General features: G+C 65.7%; 14 protein-coding genes. 6 read left to right on the top strand and 8 right to left on the bottom strand.

Annotated features, from left to right (window positions below; all coding sequences use genetic code 11):
- The first annotated feature begins 302 nt into the window (after window positions 1-302).
- The 3 genes from QP413_RS09055 (at window position 303) to QP413_RS09045 (ending at window position 5,503) form a co-directional block, all read left to right on the top strand.
- On the top strand, window positions 303-1,073 hold the full coding sequence (locus tag QP413_RS09055; RefSeq protein ID WP_284781507.1) for an ABC transporter ATP-binding protein: 771 nt from the start codon (window positions 303-305) through the stop codon (window positions 1,071-1,073).
- Window positions 1,073-3,847, top strand: coding sequence for an FtsX-like permease family protein (locus QP413_RS09050; RefSeq protein WP_284781506.1), 2,775 nt, complete (start codon window positions 1,073-1,075; stop codon window positions 3,845-3,847). Before QP413_RS09055 ends, QP413_RS09050 begins: the two co-directional genes overlap by 1 nt.
- A gap of 138 nt (window positions 3,848-3,985) precedes the next feature.
- Window positions 3,986-5,503, top strand: a complete 1,518-nt coding sequence (locus QP413_RS09045) for an alpha/beta fold hydrolase (protein ID WP_284781505.1) — start codon at window positions 3,986-3,988, stop codon at window positions 5,501-5,503.
- 75 nt (window positions 5,504-5,578) lie between these two features.
- Here the strand turns inward: QP413_RS09045 and QP413_RS09040 are convergent, their stop codons facing one another.
- A complete protein-coding gene (locus tag QP413_RS09040; RefSeq protein WP_284781504.1) occupies window positions 5,579-6,784 on the bottom strand; it encodes a cobalamin-independent methionine synthase II family protein in 1,206 nt (401 codons plus the stop codon).
- A gap of 171 nt (window positions 6,785-6,955) precedes the next feature.
- Here QP413_RS09040 and QP413_RS09035 point away from each other — a divergent pair, with 171 nt between their 5' ends.
- The 3 genes from QP413_RS09035 (at window position 6,956) to QP413_RS09025 (ending at window position 10,281) form a co-directional block, all read left to right on the top strand.
- Window positions 6,956-7,990 (top strand): hypothetical protein, encoded by a 1,035-nt coding sequence (locus tag QP413_RS09035; RefSeq protein ID WP_284781503.1) that lies wholly within the window; start codon window positions 6,956-6,958, stop codon window positions 7,988-7,990.
- A gap of 324 nt (window positions 7,991-8,314) precedes the next feature.
- Entirely contained in the window at window positions 8,315-9,475 is a 1,161-nt protein-coding gene (locus tag QP413_RS09030; RefSeq protein ID WP_284781508.1) for a divalent metal cation transporter, read from the top strand.
- 17 nt (window positions 9,476-9,492) lie between these two features.
- Window positions 9,493-10,281, top strand: a complete 789-nt coding sequence (locus QP413_RS09025) for a putative hydro-lyase (RefSeq protein ID WP_284781502.1) — start codon at window positions 9,493-9,495, stop codon at window positions 10,279-10,281.
- A gap of 57 nt (window positions 10,282-10,338) precedes the next feature.
- Here the strand turns inward: QP413_RS09025 and QP413_RS09020 are convergent, their stop codons facing one another.
- The 7 genes from QP413_RS09020 to QP413_RS08990 form a co-directional block, all read right to left on the bottom strand.
- The gene (locus QP413_RS09020; RefSeq protein WP_284781501.1) at window positions 10,339-10,956 is read right to left on the bottom strand and encodes a GntR family transcriptional regulator; all 618 of its coding nucleotides are present in this window, start codon (window positions 10,954-10,956) and stop codon (window positions 10,339-10,341) included.
- Window positions 10,957-11,125: 169 nt separating this feature from the next.
- Complete coding sequence (locus QP413_RS09015) at window positions 11,126-12,931, bottom strand: biotin carboxylase N-terminal domain-containing protein (protein WP_284781500.1); 1,806 nt, start codon at window positions 12,929-12,931, stop codon at window positions 11,126-11,128.
- A complete protein-coding gene (locus QP413_RS09010) occupies window positions 12,928-14,619 on the bottom strand; it encodes a carboxyltransferase domain-containing protein (RefSeq protein WP_284781499.1) in 1,692 nt (563 codons plus the stop codon). The genes QP413_RS09015 and QP413_RS09010 overlap by 4 nt, the downstream gene beginning before the upstream one ends.
- A complete protein-coding gene (locus tag QP413_RS09005; protein WP_012360813.1) occupies window positions 14,616-15,380 on the bottom strand; it encodes a LamB/YcsF family protein in 765 nt (254 codons plus the stop codon). The genes QP413_RS09010 and QP413_RS09005 overlap by 4 nt, the downstream gene beginning before the upstream one ends.
- 142 nt (window positions 15,381-15,522) lie before the next feature.
- On the bottom strand, window positions 15,523-15,975 hold the full coding sequence (locus QP413_RS09000; RefSeq protein WP_012360812.1) for a MarR family winged helix-turn-helix transcriptional regulator: 453 nt from the start codon (window positions 15,973-15,975) through the stop codon (window positions 15,523-15,525).
- 124 nt (window positions 15,976-16,099) lie between these two features.
- On the bottom strand, window positions 16,100-16,771 hold the full coding sequence (locus tag QP413_RS08995; RefSeq protein ID WP_012360811.1) for a DUF3239 domain-containing protein: 672 nt from the start codon (window positions 16,769-16,771) through the stop codon (window positions 16,100-16,102).
- A gap of 21 nt (window positions 16,772-16,792) precedes the next feature.
- A partial coding sequence (locus QP413_RS08990) for a helicase-related protein (protein ID WP_284781498.1) occupies window positions 16,793-17,467 on the bottom strand: 675 nt, incomplete at its 5' end.

Here is a 17,467-nt window from a genome sequence, read left to right as displayed (position 1 = left end):
GAAGCTAAGCCTACCTGCGCTGATGGTACTGCACCTGGGAGGGTGTGGGAGAGTAAGACGCCGCCGGCATTAAACTTGAGAACAAGAAGCAGCGAGCTGGATCTAGTCCTAAGGGGACTGGCTCCGCTCGCTGCTTTTTGCATTTCTAGACTAATTTAATATTTAGCTTGGCGCCGGCCCGTCTATCCTTTCGACTAACTGGCGCGGCCACAGGGCCCCTGGGGTTTGCTGCTTTTCTGTTCGGTCAACCATACTGGTGACTATCCACTTAAGCCGGATCCTCGCGCCTTGGAGGCCAGAACATGAACACGCAGGCTAAAGAACACGCCGTCCCTGATTCCGCGACCGGCGATGCCGCGCGCGCCATCGATTTGGTCAAAACATATGGGCACGGCGAAGCCAAAGTCACTGCCTTGGATCATGTTGACATCGGCTTCGAGAAGAACCGCTTCACAGCGATCATGGGCCCGTCTGGATCCGGCAAATCAACGCTTATGCACTGCATGGCGGCCCTCGACAGCCCCACCAGCGGCCAGACCTATATCGGGGAGACCGAACTCTCTGAGCTCAACGAAAAGCAGATTACAACCCTGCGCCGCGACCGACTCGGATTTATCTTCCAGGCTTTCAACCTGGTCCCGACACTGACCGCCGCGGAAAACATCACCCTGCCGCTCGACGTTGCCGGCAAGAAGGTTGATTCTTCCTGGTTTCAAGAAGTCACCACGCGCCTCGGCCTGGCAGACCGACTTAACCACCGACCCAGTGAGCTCTCGGGTGGCCAGCAACAACGAGTCGCCTGTGCACGCGCACTCGTCGCCCGACCAGAGATCATTTTTGGCGACGAACCAACCGGCAACCTGGACTCGAACAGTTCTCAAGAAGTGCTCGACATCCTCCGCACAGCGGTCGACCACGACGACCAGACCGTCGTCATTGTGACTCACGACCCAAAGGCAGCCAGTTATGCCGACCGGGTGCTTTTCCTCGCGGACGGCAAGGTTGTCCACGAATTGGAAAGCCCAACTGCCGAAGACATCCTCTCGACGATGAGCCGAATCGAGGACTACTGATGCCACAGAGCGCCAATGGGTCCTGCATCAGCGGGGCAGCTGCGGTGGGGCGCTTGAGCTTTCGCTCCATTGCAGCACACAAGGTCCGGCTGCTGCTGACAGTCCTCGCTGTCATTCTTGGAACCGCGTTTATCGCCGGCTCCCTGATGTTCACAGCGGGGCTTTCCCGAACCTTTGATTCGCTCGTCGACGGAGAGATGAAGAACGTCGATGCAGTGGTCAGTGCCTCGCCCTCGCCGCATGAAGGCTCCAGCGGCGGTGCGGGCGGACAGTCCACAGGTTCGCAATCACGCAACTCTGGTGACACCGCTGAAACCGTTGCCGGGGGTCAAGCGACGAGCGCGGGGGAGGATGCTACGCGGGCACCGGCTGACCGTGCAGCGGGTCAACCCCAAGCGCCCTCCAACCGACGCATCAGTGAGGACGATCTGCGTCGTATCCAACAGATGCCCGGTGTCAGCCAGGTGAACATCGCTGACCAGGTCCAAGCTGTTGCCGCCACGGCAAGCGGCGAGACTTTGAAGTCGGCCCCCGCGCCAACGATGCTGCAGCCCTTCTACAATGGCGAAGAATCGGTGAAGGGCGAGACGCACATTATCGACGGTGCCGCGCCCACAGCCGCCGGCGAAGTGGCCATCAACGCCAGCGCGGCAGAAACCCATGGCGTCAAGGTCGGGGACCGGCTGAAGGTCGTCACTTCGCGGAACCAGGACGAGGTGACAGTCACCGGCATTTACGATTCCGATATCGAAACCGGCGGCTTCATCGGTCTATCGGTTGCCGCTGAGACCTTCAAGGAGAAATTCCTACAGTCGGGGGAACCGCGCACTCTTTATGTCGGCTCGGCCCCCGGCACCACCGCAGACGAGCTTGTTGACCGCCTGGCTGCCGAATTCCCCTATAGCGTTCAGACGGGGGAGGAGGTCTCCGAGGAGCTTTCCGCTGAGATTTCGAAGGCGCTGAGTTTCGTCAGCTACTTTTTGATCGCCTTCGGGCTCGTGGGCCTGCTGGTAGGGACCTTCATCATTGCCAACACCTTCTCGATGATCGTGGCGCAGCGGATGCGGGAATTCGCTCTGCTCCGCGCCCTGGGTGTCTCCCGCGGCCAACTCACGGCTTCCGTGGTTTTCGAGGCCGCGGTGGTGGGCGTCCTCGGCTCGGCTCTCGGTGTGCTTGCCGGAATGGGGCTAGTGAAGGCCATCTATGCGGTTCTCGAAAGCACTGGTGCGGGGCTCCCTGCGGGCGGGATCGTCCTGACACCTTTGGCGGTCGCGCTCCCCATGATCGTCGGAGTGCTCGTCACCATCCTCAGTGCGTGGGCACCCGCCCGCAGTGCAGGGGCCACTCGCCCCGTCGAGGCCATGCGTTCCGGTGACGCCAGCAGCTCCAGCTCCCTGGTGGGGCGCACCATTGCCGGAGGGCTCGCCTTCGCGGTCGGTGTCGCTATTGCCCTCGCCGGGGCGCTCGGCGACGGCTGGAGCACGAAGACGCGGGCCATTCTGGTCGGGGTCGCTGCGGTCCTTGTCATCCTGGGGACGTTCCTGGCTTCACCGGCGGTCGCGCGTCGCGCTGTGCCAGCGATCGGCCGGGTTGTTGGGCTGCCTTTCGGCACCGTCGGCGCACTCGCGCGGAAGAACTCCGCCCGGAACCCACGGCGCACCGCCACCACCGCCTTCGCCCTCACCCTGGGACTGGCGCTCGTCGGAGCCGTCGGGATGCTGGGAGCGTCGATGAAGGCCTCCGTGGCCGAGGTGACCGAAACCGCAGTGAAGGCCGACTTCGTGGCGACCGGTCCGTCGAATAGCGGGTTCCCCGTTCCGAACGGTGCCGTCCGCGCGGTGCAGGACACTCCGGGAGTGGGAACCGTCGGAGTGATGGGCAGCTCCCTCGTGAACATCGAGGGCATCGGCGCCTTTGCCGGACAGCCCTTCGCGAATTACTACGGAGGCAACCCCCACGACGGGATTGTGCTCGAGACCGTTGAAGGCAAGACAGAACTCGCGGATGAGGGCTTCATCGCGGATACCAAGACCGCCGCCTCCCACGGCTGGAAGGTCGGCGAAAGCTACCCAGCCCACCTCGGCAAGGTTTCGGCTGGAAAGAAACTCCCTCTGCTCGGCACCTACGAGCCCAATCAGGCGCTCGGCCCCTACGTGTTGAGCCGGGCCGGAGTGGAGAGCGTGCAGCCCTCCGCTCAGGGGCAGTGGCCCGGCCAGATCATGGCCCTTATGGTCACCGCGGCGCCGGGGGAGGGCGGCGGTGAGCAGAGCGTGCCGACCGAGCTCCAAGAAGAGCTTCGGGAGGCCACGAGGGACTACATCGTGGTTCAGGTCCTCACCCCAGCGGAGGCCTCGGGTGAGGCTGCCGTCATGGTCGACCAGATGCTGAACATCCTCTACGCGCTGCTCGCACTGGCCATTGTCGTGGCCATTCTCGGGATCGTGAACACGCTGGCACTGAACGTCATCGAACGGCGTCAGGAGATCGGCATGCTTCGCGCGATCGGCACGATGCGTGGCCAGATCCGCCGCATGATCACCCTGGAGGCCGTGCAGATCGCGGTCTATGGGGCGATTGTTGGCGTCCTCATCGGGCTCGGCCTGGGCTGGGCTTTCGTCACGGTCCTCGCGGGGGAGGGGCTGGAAGAACTCGCCGTCCCGTGGCTGCAGCTGGTGCTCATGCTCCTTGGCTCCGCGCTCGTGGGCGTGGTTGCCGCCGCCTGGCCTGCGATCAAGGCGGGGCGTACCCCTCCGCTGGAGGCCATCGCGGATTAGGGAAGCCAGCCGCCGCTGAGGTAGCTGGCAGCCACGGTGATGTGTGCGCGGGGCCACGACCAGCGCAAATATAGTTTTCTTAAGGCAAATACTTCGTTTTGCCAACAAATTACCAATGTGTGATGTTTAATCCCCTCTATGACGAAGATCACACGAGGGGGACAGCCGTGGCGAGCTCGTTCCGCATCTTTCATTGCCACCAGCATTCTTTCCACCACTCTGATCGCAGGGGCAGGATTCGTTGCTCACGCTGACGAATCCTCCTCGAAGGATCAGGAATTCGGGGCAACGATGTCCTCCGTTGGCTCCAGCGAGGGCGGGGCTCTCGGTTCTTCCGGCACGGGGAAGGCGCCGGAGCAGGGCGATCATGACGCCTTCTACGACACTGATGGCGTCACCACGACCACTCCGGGTGAGATCCTCAAGACCGAGACTGTGCCTTATAACCCCGCACCGCGGGGCATGAAGGGCTACGTCCCGAAGACCGTCGACCGCATCATGTACACCACCACCAACGCACACGGCGAGCTCACCCCGGTGACTGGCTACATCATGGAGCCGCGCGCCGAGTGGAAGGGTAAGGGCGAGCGCCCGACCGTCATTATCGGCCGCGGCACCGTCGGCCAAGGCGATAAGTGCGCCCCGACCCGCAACTGGCCGCTGCACAACCTCCAGGACCCGGTCCAGAGCGGGCGTGGTGTCAACCTCGAGGGTATCTACGACGTCGCGTTCGCCAAGTACGGCGTGCGCGTCATCGTCACCGACTACATCGGCATGGGCACCGACGAGGTTCACACCTACATGAACCGCCTCGACCAGGCCCACGCGATGATCGACGCGGGCCGCGCGGCGCGCAACATCGTCGAGAAGAATGGCGGGAAGTTCGGGAAGGTCGCCTTCTACGGCCACTCCCAGGGTGGCGGCGCGTCCACCGCGGCCGTCGAGGAGGCCCCGAACTACGGCAAGGACCTCGACGTCGCGGGTGCCTACGCCTCCGCGCCACCGGCAGACCTGAACGCCGTGCAGCAGAATATCGACGGCTCCGACCTGATGGGCGCAATCGGCTTCACCATCAACGGCATGCTGGCCCGCTACCCGGAGCTGCGTCCGCTGCTGGAGGAGCACCTCAACGAGGAGGGTGAGAAGGCCCTTGCCGCCACCGCCGAGATGTGCACCGACGAGATCATGGATAACTTCGGCCACCAGGAGACCCGCAACTGGACCAAGGACGGCCGCTCCCTGACCGAGCTGCTCAAGGATATGCCGGATGCGCAGAAGGCCCTGGAGGATCAGAAGATCGGTAACGGCAAGCCCGAGGCCCCAGTCATGATTGTCTCTGGCCGCTACGACCGCAACGTCGAGTACAACCAGGCGAAGGTCCTGGCGAAGACCTGGCGCGACAAGGGCGCCAGCGTCGTCTACAAGGATGACTTCATGCCACCGATCGGCGAGTACAACCACCTCGCCCAGGCCGCAACCGGAGCCCCGTACGGCCTGGACTTCATTATCGCCCGCTTCAACGACCTGCCGGTCAAGGGCGAGGGTGGCGACTACACCACCGAGTCCTCGCTGCAGGGCTCCAGCCAGTCCTCCTCCGAGGGGTATGGACTCCTGGGGTCCAGCCAGCCCTTCCTGGGTAGCTCCGCCAGGGACTAAGTACTAGCCAACGCTAGTGCCAGCGGGCCGCCGGTCGGCGGCCCTGGCAAAGCCCGCAGCGCTTGCTGTGGGCTTTTAGCCGTTGAGCTCGCGGCTGGCGATTTCCGCACCTTCCACGAGGGACTGCAGCTTAGCCCATGCGATCTGCTCGTGGAGGCGCCCGCCCAGGCCGCAGTCCGTCGATGCGATGACGTTCTCCGGGCCAACGAGCTCGGCGAACTGAATGATGCGGTCTGCGACGAGGCGCGGGTGCTCCACCACATTCGTGGAGTGGGAGACTACACCCGGGTAGATCACGGTGCCCTCCGGCAGCTTGTGGTCCTGCCAGACACGCCACTCGTGGGCGTGGCGTGGTGAAGCGCCCTCGAAGGAGTAGCCGCCGACCTCGGCGCGCAGGATCTCCTCGACGATATCGCCGAACGGCACGTCGGTGACGTGCGGGCCGTGCCAGGAACCCCAGCAGATGTGCAGGCGGGTCTGCTCGCGCGGCAGATCCTTCACGGCGTGGTTGATGGCGTCCACGCGGGTGCGGATGTACGCCCGGTAGTCCTCGATGGACGGCTCCGGGTTGATCTGGTCCCAGGACTCCGCCAGCGACGGGTCATCGATGGATACCGTCAGCCCAGCATCGGTGATGGCGCGGTACTCTTCCGCCATCGCGTCGGCACAGGCCCAGACGACGTCCTCATCCGTCTCGTAGTACTCGTTCTTCAGTCGGGCCGCGGACCCCGGGGACAGGGCGGCGACGAAGCCCTCGGTGGCACCGGTCTTCTTCATGGCGTTAGTCAGCAGCTGGACGTCGGTGTCGATCTGCTCCTTGCCGATGTAGGTGATCGGGCCGGTGATCTTCGGGTTACCGACGGAAGCGCGGTTGGTGAGGATGCCGGAGGCCGGGTCCTCATAAGCCTCGCTGAAGAGGGCGCGGTCGCGGCGGTCGGCGAAGCTGGTGAGGCGGATGTTGCCCGGCTCGGAGCGGACGGCGTCCTGGTTTGCCCAACGATCCTCGTCGGTCATGGTCAGGCCACCTAGGCGGGAGAAGCTGTAGTTCCACCACGCGCCGTAGTCCACGGCGCCGCTGGTGACGTGCCCGTACTCGCCTTCGTTGATGATGCTGACACCCATCTCGTGCTGCTTGGCGACGACCTTGTCGATGGATTCCTGCAGGATGCCCAGGAAGTCCTCTCGCTCGATCTCGCCGGCGGAGAACTTGTTGTTGACCTCGAGTAGTTCCTTCGTACGCGGCAGGCTGCCGACGTGCGTGGTTTTGATGTTGACGCTCATGGTCTTTACTTCGCTTTCATTGGTCGTGGGGCCAGCGTTGCCACTGGCTGTGGGTGTTGCCCAGTCTATCTGTGCCGGGAGGCGGCCTGAATGAGTGGGGCTGGTAGACCGCCGGGGCAAGCTGCTGCCGCGACCAGAGCCGTGTCTGGGAGGGGAACTAAGATCGAAGGCATGACCGATGGTGAGAAGAAAAGCACTGATCAGAACGCCAAGACCCTGGGGGCCACCCCGAACTCCGATATCGCGAGCCTGCCGGGGGCGCACCGCGATGTGCAGGAAGGCGTGGAGCCGCTGACCCCTGCCGAGCAGCTGGTGCAGCTCAATAATTTCTTTGAGGACAATTACCCGGAGATCTTCCGCTCGCTGACGACCGACGAGGGGGCGGAGTATACGCAGCAGGGCCAGCCGGTTCCGCAGGAACTTAAGGCGGCTACGGAGCGCATGTGGTCGAAGGTCCCGGACCTGCTGACGCACAGTAGCCAGCTGGTGTTGGGGGCCGGCTTGGATCACGCGATGCCGCATGTGGCCTTCTGCCGGTCGGGTGTGAGCTCTGCGGCGTGGTCGGCGGGGCAGCCTGGTGTTGCTGAGCTTTCACAAGGCGTGGGTGCGACGGTGCTGCGTCCGGACGAGCCCACCGGTGCGCTCGCGATCTCTCTGCACGGCGGGCCGGGCTGGTTCGGTGATCGGCAGGCGCACGAGCAGCTCTGGCAGCCGTTGTTCGCAGCGCTGGCCCAGCAGTCCGGCGTCACCATCGTGGATCTGACCTATCCGCTGCCCCTGGCTGGCGGCGATGGCGCGCGGGGCTGGGAGGCGACGGTCGCGGCCGTGGGACAGGCCTTCGACGCCGTGCGCGGCAGCGCCGAGGCCCTGGGCTGCGATGAGGCTCGGGCCGGAATCGTGGCATTCGGCTCCGGATTGGTCGCTGCAGCGCAGGCCCTGCGCGAGGCGGCGTGGGTGGCGGCGCTGAGCCCACGTATCGCGGGCCCGCTGGAGGAACTGGAGGGGGAGAAGCTGGGTATTCCGGCACTGCTTTCTATTGCCAGCGAGGACTCGCGCGCCACCCCGGCGGAGCGCGCGGCCAGCTTCGCGGAGTCGGTGTTCTCCGAGGTTGATACCCAGGCATTCCTGAGTGAGCACATCATCGCTCCGCCGACCGTGTGGCGCGAGCGGGTGAGCGCGGCAGGGCAGTGGCTAGCCCGCTGCTAAGCGTCGAGCGCTGCACGTTGCGGTAGGGGCGCGGTAGCGGCGCGGCGCTGTTTCCTGCCCGGGGGTTTGTGCAGGCTGCTTGTTAGGTGCCCGGTCGTCTATCGGGTGCCATCAGTAACCCGACGTGGGGAGAGTGACATTACCCCCGCCCTTGGTCTTCGTTGAACAATCCTATAAAGTGACCTAAATCACTGATGGAAAGGTGCGACTATGACCACGAATCCCAACCAGGCTGAAACACAGCCAGGAGCAGCCTCTACCCCAGTGGATAGCACTGACGCCAAGGCCGCTAAGGCAAAGCGTCGGGCCACCCGCGCAACCACTATGGGTGCCATGTTCCTGATGGCCACCAGCGCCATCGGCCCAGGCTTCATCACGCAGACCAGCGTGTTCACCGTCCAGCTGGGCGCCGCCTTCGCCTTCGCGATCCTGGTGTCGATCCTCGTGGACATCGCCATCCAGCTGAACGTCTGGCGCGTCCTCGGTGTCTCCGGGATGCGAGCCAATGAGCTCGGCAACGCGGTCGTCCCAGGCCTCGGCTGGGTCATGGGCGCGTTCGTCTTCGTGGGCGGCCTGATCTTCAACATCGGCAACATCGGTGGCGCGGGCCTCGGCACGAACGCAATGCTCGGCGTCGACCCCATCATCGGTGGCGCGATCTCCGCGCTGGTCGCCGCGCTGGTCTTCCTCTCCAAGTGGGCCGGTGCAGCCCTGGACCGCATCGTCGTGATCCTCGGTGCCCTGATGATCCTGCTGATGATTTACGTGGCCATCGTATCCGCCCCACCCGTCGGTGAGGCGCTGAAGCAGACCGTGGTTCCGGATCAGATCGACTTCGTCATCATCACCACCCTCATCGGCGGAACGGTTGGCGGCTACATCACCTTCTCCGGCGCGCACCGCCTCATCGACTCCGGCCTGACCGGCCCGGAGCACGCCAAGGACATCACCCGCGTCTCCGTCACCGGCATCCTCGTCACCGGCGTGATGCGCACCCTGCTCTTCCTCGCCATCTTCGGCGTCGTCGCTTCCGGTGTGGCCCTGTCCGGCGACAACATCGCCGCCGATGCCTTCCGCGCCGCCGCCGGCGAGATCGGCGTCCGCTTCTTCGGCATCGTCCTGTGGGCCGCCGGCCTGACCTCCGTCATCGGCGCGTCCTTCACCTCCGTGAGCTTCGTGACCACGCAGAAGATCGCACCACGGACCCGCAACCTGCTGACCCTCGCATTCATCCTGGTCTGTGCCGTCGCCTACGTCATCCTGAACCAGGCGCCGCAGAAGCTGTTGATCTTCGCCGGTGCATTCAACGGCCTGATCCTGCCGATCGGCTTCGGCGTGGTGCTGTGGGTGGCCTGGCGCCGCCGCGACCTGCTGAAGGGCTACAAGTACCCGGTGTGGCTGTGGTCCATTGGTGCGATCACCTGGCTGCTGACCCTCTGGCTCGGCTGGCGCTCCCTCTCCGGGATCGTCGCCATGTGGGCCTAGGCGAAGAGGAGGTCGAGATGAGTACCAGCACGCACGAGATGTCGCCGGCAGCTGCCCGCGCTGCCTTCCGCGAGGGACTGGCCGTGCCGACCACCGGTTACTCGGATGGTTACGCGCAGGCCAACCTCATGGTCCTGCCGAAGGAGTACGCCTTCGACTTTCTGCTTTTTGCCCAGCGCAACCCCAAGCCCTGCCCCATCCTCGGGGTGCTCGAGCCGGGTCAGCTGAACTCCGAGCTGCTGCCCGGCGGGGACATCCGCACCGACATCCCGAAATACCGCGTCTACCGCGACGGTGCGCTGGCAGGCGAGTACCCGGACGTCACCGAATTCTGGAGCGACGACCTCGTGAGCTTCCTCATCGGCTGCTCCTTCACCTTCGAAGGTGCCCTGCTGGACAACGGCATCCCGGTCGCCCACATCGAGCAGGGGCGCAATGTCCCGATGTATAAGACGTCCATTCCGACCGCTCCCGCAGGGAGGTTTCACGGCCCGCTGGTGGTCTCGATGCGGCCGATCCCGGCGTCCCAGATTGCGGACGCCGTCCGCGTGACATCCCGCTACCCGGCGGTCCACGGTGCGCCGGTGCACGTGGGCGACCCTGCCGCGATTGGCATTAACGACCTCGCGTCCCCTGACTACGGCGACGCCGTCGAGATCCCAGACGGACACATCCCGGTGTTTTGGGCTTGCGGCGTCACCCCGCAGGCTGCGGTGATGGAGACCAAGCCCAGCCTGGCGATCGCCCACGCGCCGGGACACATGCTGGTCACCGACGCCCGCGACCTGCAATACCAGGTCCCCTAAAACGCGCCCTTTCGGCACTAGGGGTTAGTGGAGCTAGGGGATAGTGGAGCCAGGGGGTTAGTGGGAGAGGTACTTCTGAACCGCAGTGGGGGTGGAGATGAGCGAGTCCTCGAGTATGTCCGCGGCCTCGTTGAAGTTCATCCTCTCGAGGGCGTTCATGACCTCGCGGTTTTTTGCTACGAAGGGGGCATGAAACTCGGGCTCCGCCTCCAGAACCTGGAGGAAGGCCAGGCGCATCAGCGCGAGGATGCGGTCCATCATGTCCTCGACCATCGAGGAACCCACCCCAGCGACGATGACCCGGTGGAAACGCTGGTTCGCGTCCGCGACCTTCGCGAGGTCGCCCTCCTCCAGAGCCTGTTCCGCCGCGGCGACGATCGTTGAGAGACGGGGGACGTCGACATCCGCGGTGCGCAGTGCATTCGGTTCGATGAAGGCGCGGGCGGTATAGAAGTCCGCGACATCTGCGACCGTGGGCTTGGCGATGAACACGCCTCGGTGGTGGATTCGGGTCACCAGGCCCTGGCTCGCGAGCTCGGCGAAGCCTTCGCGCAGGGTATTTCGGGACACGTCCAAGCGCTCGGCGAGCTGAACCTCGTTGAGCTTTTCCCCCGGCTGATAGTGCCCGCGGGAGATCTCCTGGCGGAGTTGATTGGCGACCGTTTGGGACCTCATGATGAACAATCCTAGGCAACGCCACTCCAGGGCAGGAAGCCAGGAGGCGGTTAAGGGGCAGCGCAGCGCCTAGGAAGAGGCCCCACGGGGAGAATCAACACCCGTGGGGCCTCCTGCAAGGGGAGGGGCTGGCTCCGGTTACGCGCCGTACCCAGCCCGTTCAGAAGCTCTAGCTGATGCGGGCCAGGACCTCACCCTGAGCCACAGAGCCGCCCTCGGCGATATCGGAACGGCGCAGCGTGCCTGCAGCCGGCGCCTTGACCGGGGACTCCATCTTCATCGCTTCGATGATCGCCACGGTGTCGCCCTCCGCGACCTCAGCGCCGTCCTCGACCTTCCAGCCGATAAGCACACCAGCGTAGGGGGAGGTGATGGCATCCGCATCCGCCGGTTCGGATGCAGCGGAACCAGCGGAGCCCTTTGCCGCTGCGGTCTCGGCGCTAACCGCCGAGCCCTGCGCCGGGGCCGCGCCCAGCCCGGAGAGCACGCTCATCGGCAGGCCCACCCGGTGCAGCTTGCCGTCGATCTCGATGTTGACTTCCGTGCGCTCCGTGTATGCGGCCTCCACGTCAGTGTTGCCATCCCCGAAGCCCGGGACGTACTCCTTATCCACCCAATCCGTGTACACATCCAGGTGATCCTCGGCGAAGGCCGGGTGGTGGATGATGTCCTTGTGGAACGGGATGACCGTGCGCACACCTTCGATCTTCAGGTCCCGCAGCGCCTCCTCAGAGCGGCGCAGCGCCACTTGGCGGTTCGGACCCCACACGATGAGCTTCGCGATCAGCGAGTCGTAGCTGCCTGGGATGGTAGACCCGGAGCGCACGCCGGTGTCGACGCGGACGCCAGGGCCGGTTGGTGGCTCGAAGGTCCGGACCAGACCCGGGCAGGGGACGAAGCCGTTCGCGGCGTCCTCGGCATTGATGCGGAACTCAAAGGCGTGGCCGGTCGGGACGGGGTCGGCGTCGAAGGAGAGCTCCAGGCCAGCGGCGATGCGGAACTGCTCCTGGACGATGTCCACCCCGGAGACCACCTCGGTGACCGGGTGCTCGACCTGGACGCGGGTGTTGACCTCGAGGAAGGAGACGGTGCCGTCCTCGGCGACGATGAACTCCACCGTGCCAGCGCCGGTGTAGCCAGCCTCGCGGCAGATCTCGCGGGCGCCTTCGTAGATGGACGTGTTCTGCTCATCAGTCAGGAACGGCGCCGGGGCCTCCTCGACGAGCTTCTGGAAGCGGCGCTGCACGGAGCAGTCGCGGGTACCGACGATGCGGACGTTGCCGTGGGTATCCGCCAGCACCTGGGCCTCGACGTGGCGCGGCTTGGTGAGGAACTTCTCCACGTAGCACTCGCCGCGACCGAAGGCTGCCTTGGCCTCGCGGCCCGCGGAGGCAAAGCCCTCCTCGATATCCGCTTCCTCGTGCACGACCTTCAGGCCACGACCACCGCCACCGAAGGCTGCCTTGATGGCGATCGGCATGCCGTGCTCGGCGGCGAAGTCCCGGGCCTCCTCCCAGCTCTCAATCGGCTGATCGGTGCCGGGGGCCAGCGGGGCGCCGACCTTGGTGGCCAGCTGGCGGGCAGCGACCTTATCGCCCAGGGTTTCGATGGCCTCCGGGGAGGGGCCGACCCACACCAGCCCGGCGTCCTGCACCGCGCGGGCGAAGTCCGCGTTCTCGGCGAGGAAGCCGTAACCCGGGTGCACGCAGTCCGCGCCGCTGCGGGCCACGATGTCCAGCAGCGCCGGGATATTCATGTAGGTATCGGCGGCGGATTCCCCGCGCAGCGGGTAGGCCTCGTCCGCGAAGACGGGGTGCTGGTTATCGGCATCCGCGTCGGAGTACACCGCGACCGACTCGATGCCCAGGTCGCGAGCGGCGCGCGCGATGCGCACGGCGATTTCGCCACGGTTGGCGATGAGGACCTTCTTCAGCGGCAGGGCTGGGGTCGGTTGTTCGTTGTAGAAGGTGCTCACTGTTCTTCCTCCTGGGTATCGGTGTTCTGGTCGGTGGGGTTGATCGGCAGTTCTGCCAGCGTATCGGGGTCGACGGCACGGAAGGTGACGGTGCTGCCGGGCGGGAGCTGACCGGCGGCGTCCATGTCCTCTGGGATGACCGTCGCGATGACGGGGTACCCGCCGGTGACGGGGTGGTCGGCGAGGAAGAGCACGGGCAGGCCATTGGGTGGGACCTGAATGGAGCCGGGCAGCATGCCTTCGCTGGCCAGCTCCTCCTCGTGCTCGCGGGTCAACTCGGCACCCTCGGGGCCGGTCATGCGCAGCCCGATGCGGTTGGACTGGCCAGAGACCTCCCAGGTTGTGCTGAGGAAGTCCCGCACGGTCTGCTCTGCGAACCAGTCGTCGCGGGGGCCGAGGACGCAACGCAGGGTTGCGGCGTTCGTGCTGTCCGCCGGGTTGAGGATGGTGGGGTCCACCGCGGTGCGCGTGGCTCGCCCGGCCTTGAGTACGTCGCCGTCCGCAAGTGGTGCCGGCCCCATTCCGGATAGGACGTCACTCGCGGCGGAATCGAGGACGGTATCCGTGGCGAGCCCGCCGCGGATCGCCACGTAGCTGCGGGCCCCGGTGCCGGTGGGGCGCACGGCGAGCTCCTCGCCCGCGAGCAGCCCGATCGGCTGCGCGAGGGTCTTGGTCGCCTGCTGCCCGCTGCGGGTGCTGACCTCCACCGTGGCCTCTGCACCGGTGACCGCGAGGACGGTGTCCACGTTCGCGGTGATGCGCAGTCCGCCGATGTTCTCAATCACGGCGGCGCTGGAGCGGTTGCCCACCGCGGCGTTGGCTGCGCGGGCGCTCGCCCGGTCGAGCGCGCCGGAGCGGGTCACACCAATATCGCCGTGGCCCGGGCGGCCGCGGTCCTGCACGAGGCTGAGCAGGCCGGCGTCCGTGAGTGTCGCGACCGGGCGACCAAGGATCGCCGCCTGGGTGCGGTTGTGCTGGGAGGCCGCCTTGCCGGACCCCGCATTCGAGGACGCCGCGCCGCTGGCCTCGGCGCGGACCGCGCGGTAACGCACGATATCGCCGGGGTTCAGCAACGCCGGGTGTTCGGCGCTTGGGTCCCACATGGGGGTCTTGGTGTGGCCGAGCAGCTGCCAGCCACCGGGGGACTGGCGCGGGTAGACGGCGGAGAACTCGCCGGCCAGGCCGACCGCACCCGCGGGCACCGCGGTGCGGGGGTTGGCGCGCCGTGGCACGCTCCACTCGAAGTTCTCGGCGCCTTCGCTGGTGCTGGCATCGGCGGGCACGCAGTAGGTGAAGCCCGGGGCGAAGCCACCGAAGGCGGCCATCCACGCCTGGCTGGTGTGGCGGTTGATGAGTTCCTCGGTGCTGATGCTCAGGTGCTCGGCGGTGCTGGCCAGGTCCTCGCCGTCATAGATCACGTCGATGGTGACCTCGCGTGGGGTGGTCTGGCCAGCAGCAGCGGGGGAGAACCCGGCCAGCGTTTCCACCGCACGCTGGGCATCACGCGGGGTGGCGAACTCCAGCAGCACGGTGCGGGCGGCGGCGATGGCCGAGGTCTGACCGGCCAGCGGCTGGGCCGTCAGCGCGGCGTGCCAGGTCATGACCTCTGCGAGCTCGGGGAGGTCGACCAGGAGGGCACGCGTTCCCGCCCGGTGGATGGTTCGAGGCGTCAGTGGTGCGTCGGTCATAGGAAGGACCTCACAGCAATGCCTTCGCTATCCAGGCTGGCAGCGATGTGCTCGGCCATGGCGACCGCGCCGGGGGAGTCCCCGTGGATGCATACGGATTCGGCTCCGATGCTGATCTCGCTGCCGTCCACTGCGGTGAGCGTGCCCTCGGTGGCGAGGCGGAGGACGCGCTCGGCCACGGCGTCCGGGTCGTGGAGGACGGCGTTCGATTCGCGGCGGGAGACCAGGGTGCCGTCCGGGTTGTAATTGCGGTCGGCGAAGGCCTCGCGGACGGTGCGCAGCCCGGCGGCTTCGGCCTTCTCGATCGCGATGGAGCCGGGGAGCAGCAGTAGCGGCAGGTCGCCGAAGGCCTTCACTCCGTCGACGACGGCCTGGGCCTGGGCCTCGTGGTGCACGATCGTGTTATAGAGCGCGCCGTGGGGCTTGACGTAGGAGACCTTGGTGCCGTGGGAACGGGCCAGTGCGTCGAGGGCACCGATTTGGTAGAGCACCTCGTCGGCGAGCTCGGCGGGCGCGTAGTCGATGAAACGGCGGCCGAAGCCGGGCTTGTCGCGGTAGCCGACGTGGGCTCCGATGGTCACGCCGCGCTCGGCGGCGGCCTCAAGGGTTTTGGCGATATCGTGCGGGTCGCCGGCGTGGAAGCCGCAGGCGGTGTTCGCAGAGGAGACGACGCAGATCATGGCGGCGTCGTCACTCACCGGGTTGCCGGCGTTTGATTCTCCCAGATCGGCGTTTAAGTCGATGAACTGCGCGGAGGTCAAAAGGATCAGCTCCTCCAGAAATTGTTGAACAGTACCTCGAGTGTACGCTGCGTCACGTTTCTGGCGAAGCTAAATGCTACTTCTCGGGGTCTTCCCCTTGTAGCTGCCGATGAGGTGCCGGCGAGCTGTTGCCGGCTACGGGCTACTTGCCCTGGTCAGACTTGAGGAGTTGTTCGGCAAGCCCGCGAAGGATGATGATTCCTTCGTGAAGAGCCGCATGCTGCTCCTCGGAGAGCTGCTCGAGGGCTGCGGCAACCACCTCGTCGCGGGCGCGGTTGGCCTTGTCCGCGACCTCTTTGCCGTGCTGGGTGAGTTCGACGCGGACGATGCGTCCGTCCTCCGGCGTCGAGACGCGACGCACGTGTCCCCATCCCTCCAGGCGGGAGACGTGCTGGCTCATTGTCGGCTGGGCGACGTCCTTAATCTCCGCGAGCTCGGACATCGTGAGCGGGCCACCTTCCAGCGCGGTCAGCGTGGCGAGTTGAGAGGTGGTGAGGCCAGAGGCGTGATCGACGCGGCGAAGCATATTGACGCTCGAGCGGATCGATTCGCGCGTCTCGGCGGCGAGGTCAACGAGGCGATCGTTGGGGGTCATGGCACCAGGGCTTTCGGGGCTCAGGTTGTGCCCGCTGGACAGGGGCGGGGTGGTGGGGGCTGTGCGGGGCGGGCTGACCCGACCCGCCGGGACTGACAGTCCCTTTGGTTAGGGTGTTTGTAGCCTACTTGCGTTCGTCGCGCAAAACCACGAGGCTGTGGCGATCCTTCTGGACTTCCTCCCAGCGGTCAATCAGCCCCTCCAGGCGGCGCCACTGATTAGACGGGATCGCCCGCTCGGCGTCCTTCCACACCTTCTCGTCGCTGGTTCCCCAGGCCACCGGCATCGGCAGAACCTCCTGGAAGAGCTCTGAGCGACGGGAACGCTGTGCACCCGTCACCGCCATCGACGGCACCCGAGCCCCGACCTCGCGCGGCACCCCGGGGATGGAGGTCACCGTGCGGGCGGCCAGTGCTGGCTCGATCAGGTTCGGACCCGGGTTGGCCTTCGACTTCGTGCTGGCGTCCACCAGAGAGAGCAGCACCATGTCGCGCGGATTGACCTTCGCGATGACTGCCGGGGCCAGCTGGTACATGTCGTAATACTGCTGCGGGCTGCCCATCGCCTTCGGGAGTGCGGGGATGATGATCCAGCACAGGGCGCCGAAGATACCCAGCGAGATCGTGAACCCGATCGTGCGCCCCTGCCAACCATTGACGGCCACCAGGATGGCGATGATTACAAACATCAGTGCGCCCAGGATCGCGGCGGAAATCTGCAGGCGCTTCGCATCTCGGAAGAACTCATTGTGCTTCCGCGCGTAGTCCTCCTCGACGGGGACATGAAACTCAGTCATTGCTGAAATGTGCCTTCCTTATTAATTATTCTCCACCGGATCCGGCAGGTCCGCCGCATCCATGATGCCGTAGCCATAACCCTGCTCCGCGAGGAAACGCATGCGGTGGGCTGCGTAGTCAGCATCGAGCGTATCCCGCGTGACAACGGTATAGAAAAAGGCGCCACCACCGTCCGGCTTCGGTCGCAGGATGCGACCCAAGCGCTGCGCTTCCTCCTGCCGGGAACCAAACGTGCCCGAGATCTGGATCGCCACGCTAGCCCCCGGGAGGTCGATCGAGAAGTTCGCGACCTTAGACACCGCCAGCGTCGTGATCTCCCCATCCCGGAACTGCTGATAGAGCTTTTCCCGCTTCGCGGTGCTGGTCTTGCCGTCGATGACCGGCACGTCCAGCTCCTCGGCGATCTCCTCCAGCTGGTCCACGTAGGCGCCAATGATCAGCGCAGGCTCCTCAGGGTGCATCGCGAGCAGTTTCTTGACCACGCGGTTCTTCGCCGGGGTGGTGGCCGCCAGCCGGTACTTATCGGACTGCTCGGCGCTCGCATAAACCATTCGTTCGGACTCACTGAGCTGCACGCGCACCTCGGTGCAGTCCGCCGGGGCGATCCAGCCCTGCGATTCGATGTCCTTCCATGGGGCGTCGTAGCGCTTCGGCCCGATCAGGCTGAATACGTCGCCTTCGCGGCCGTCCTCGCG

This window comes from Corynebacterium sp. UMB4614 (assembly GCF_030217065.1).
In the GTDB taxonomy this organism is placed as follows: domain Bacteria; phylum Actinomycetota; class Actinomycetes; order Mycobacteriales; family Mycobacteriaceae; genus Corynebacterium.
This window is presented reverse-complemented; position numbering and strand designations above follow the sequence as displayed.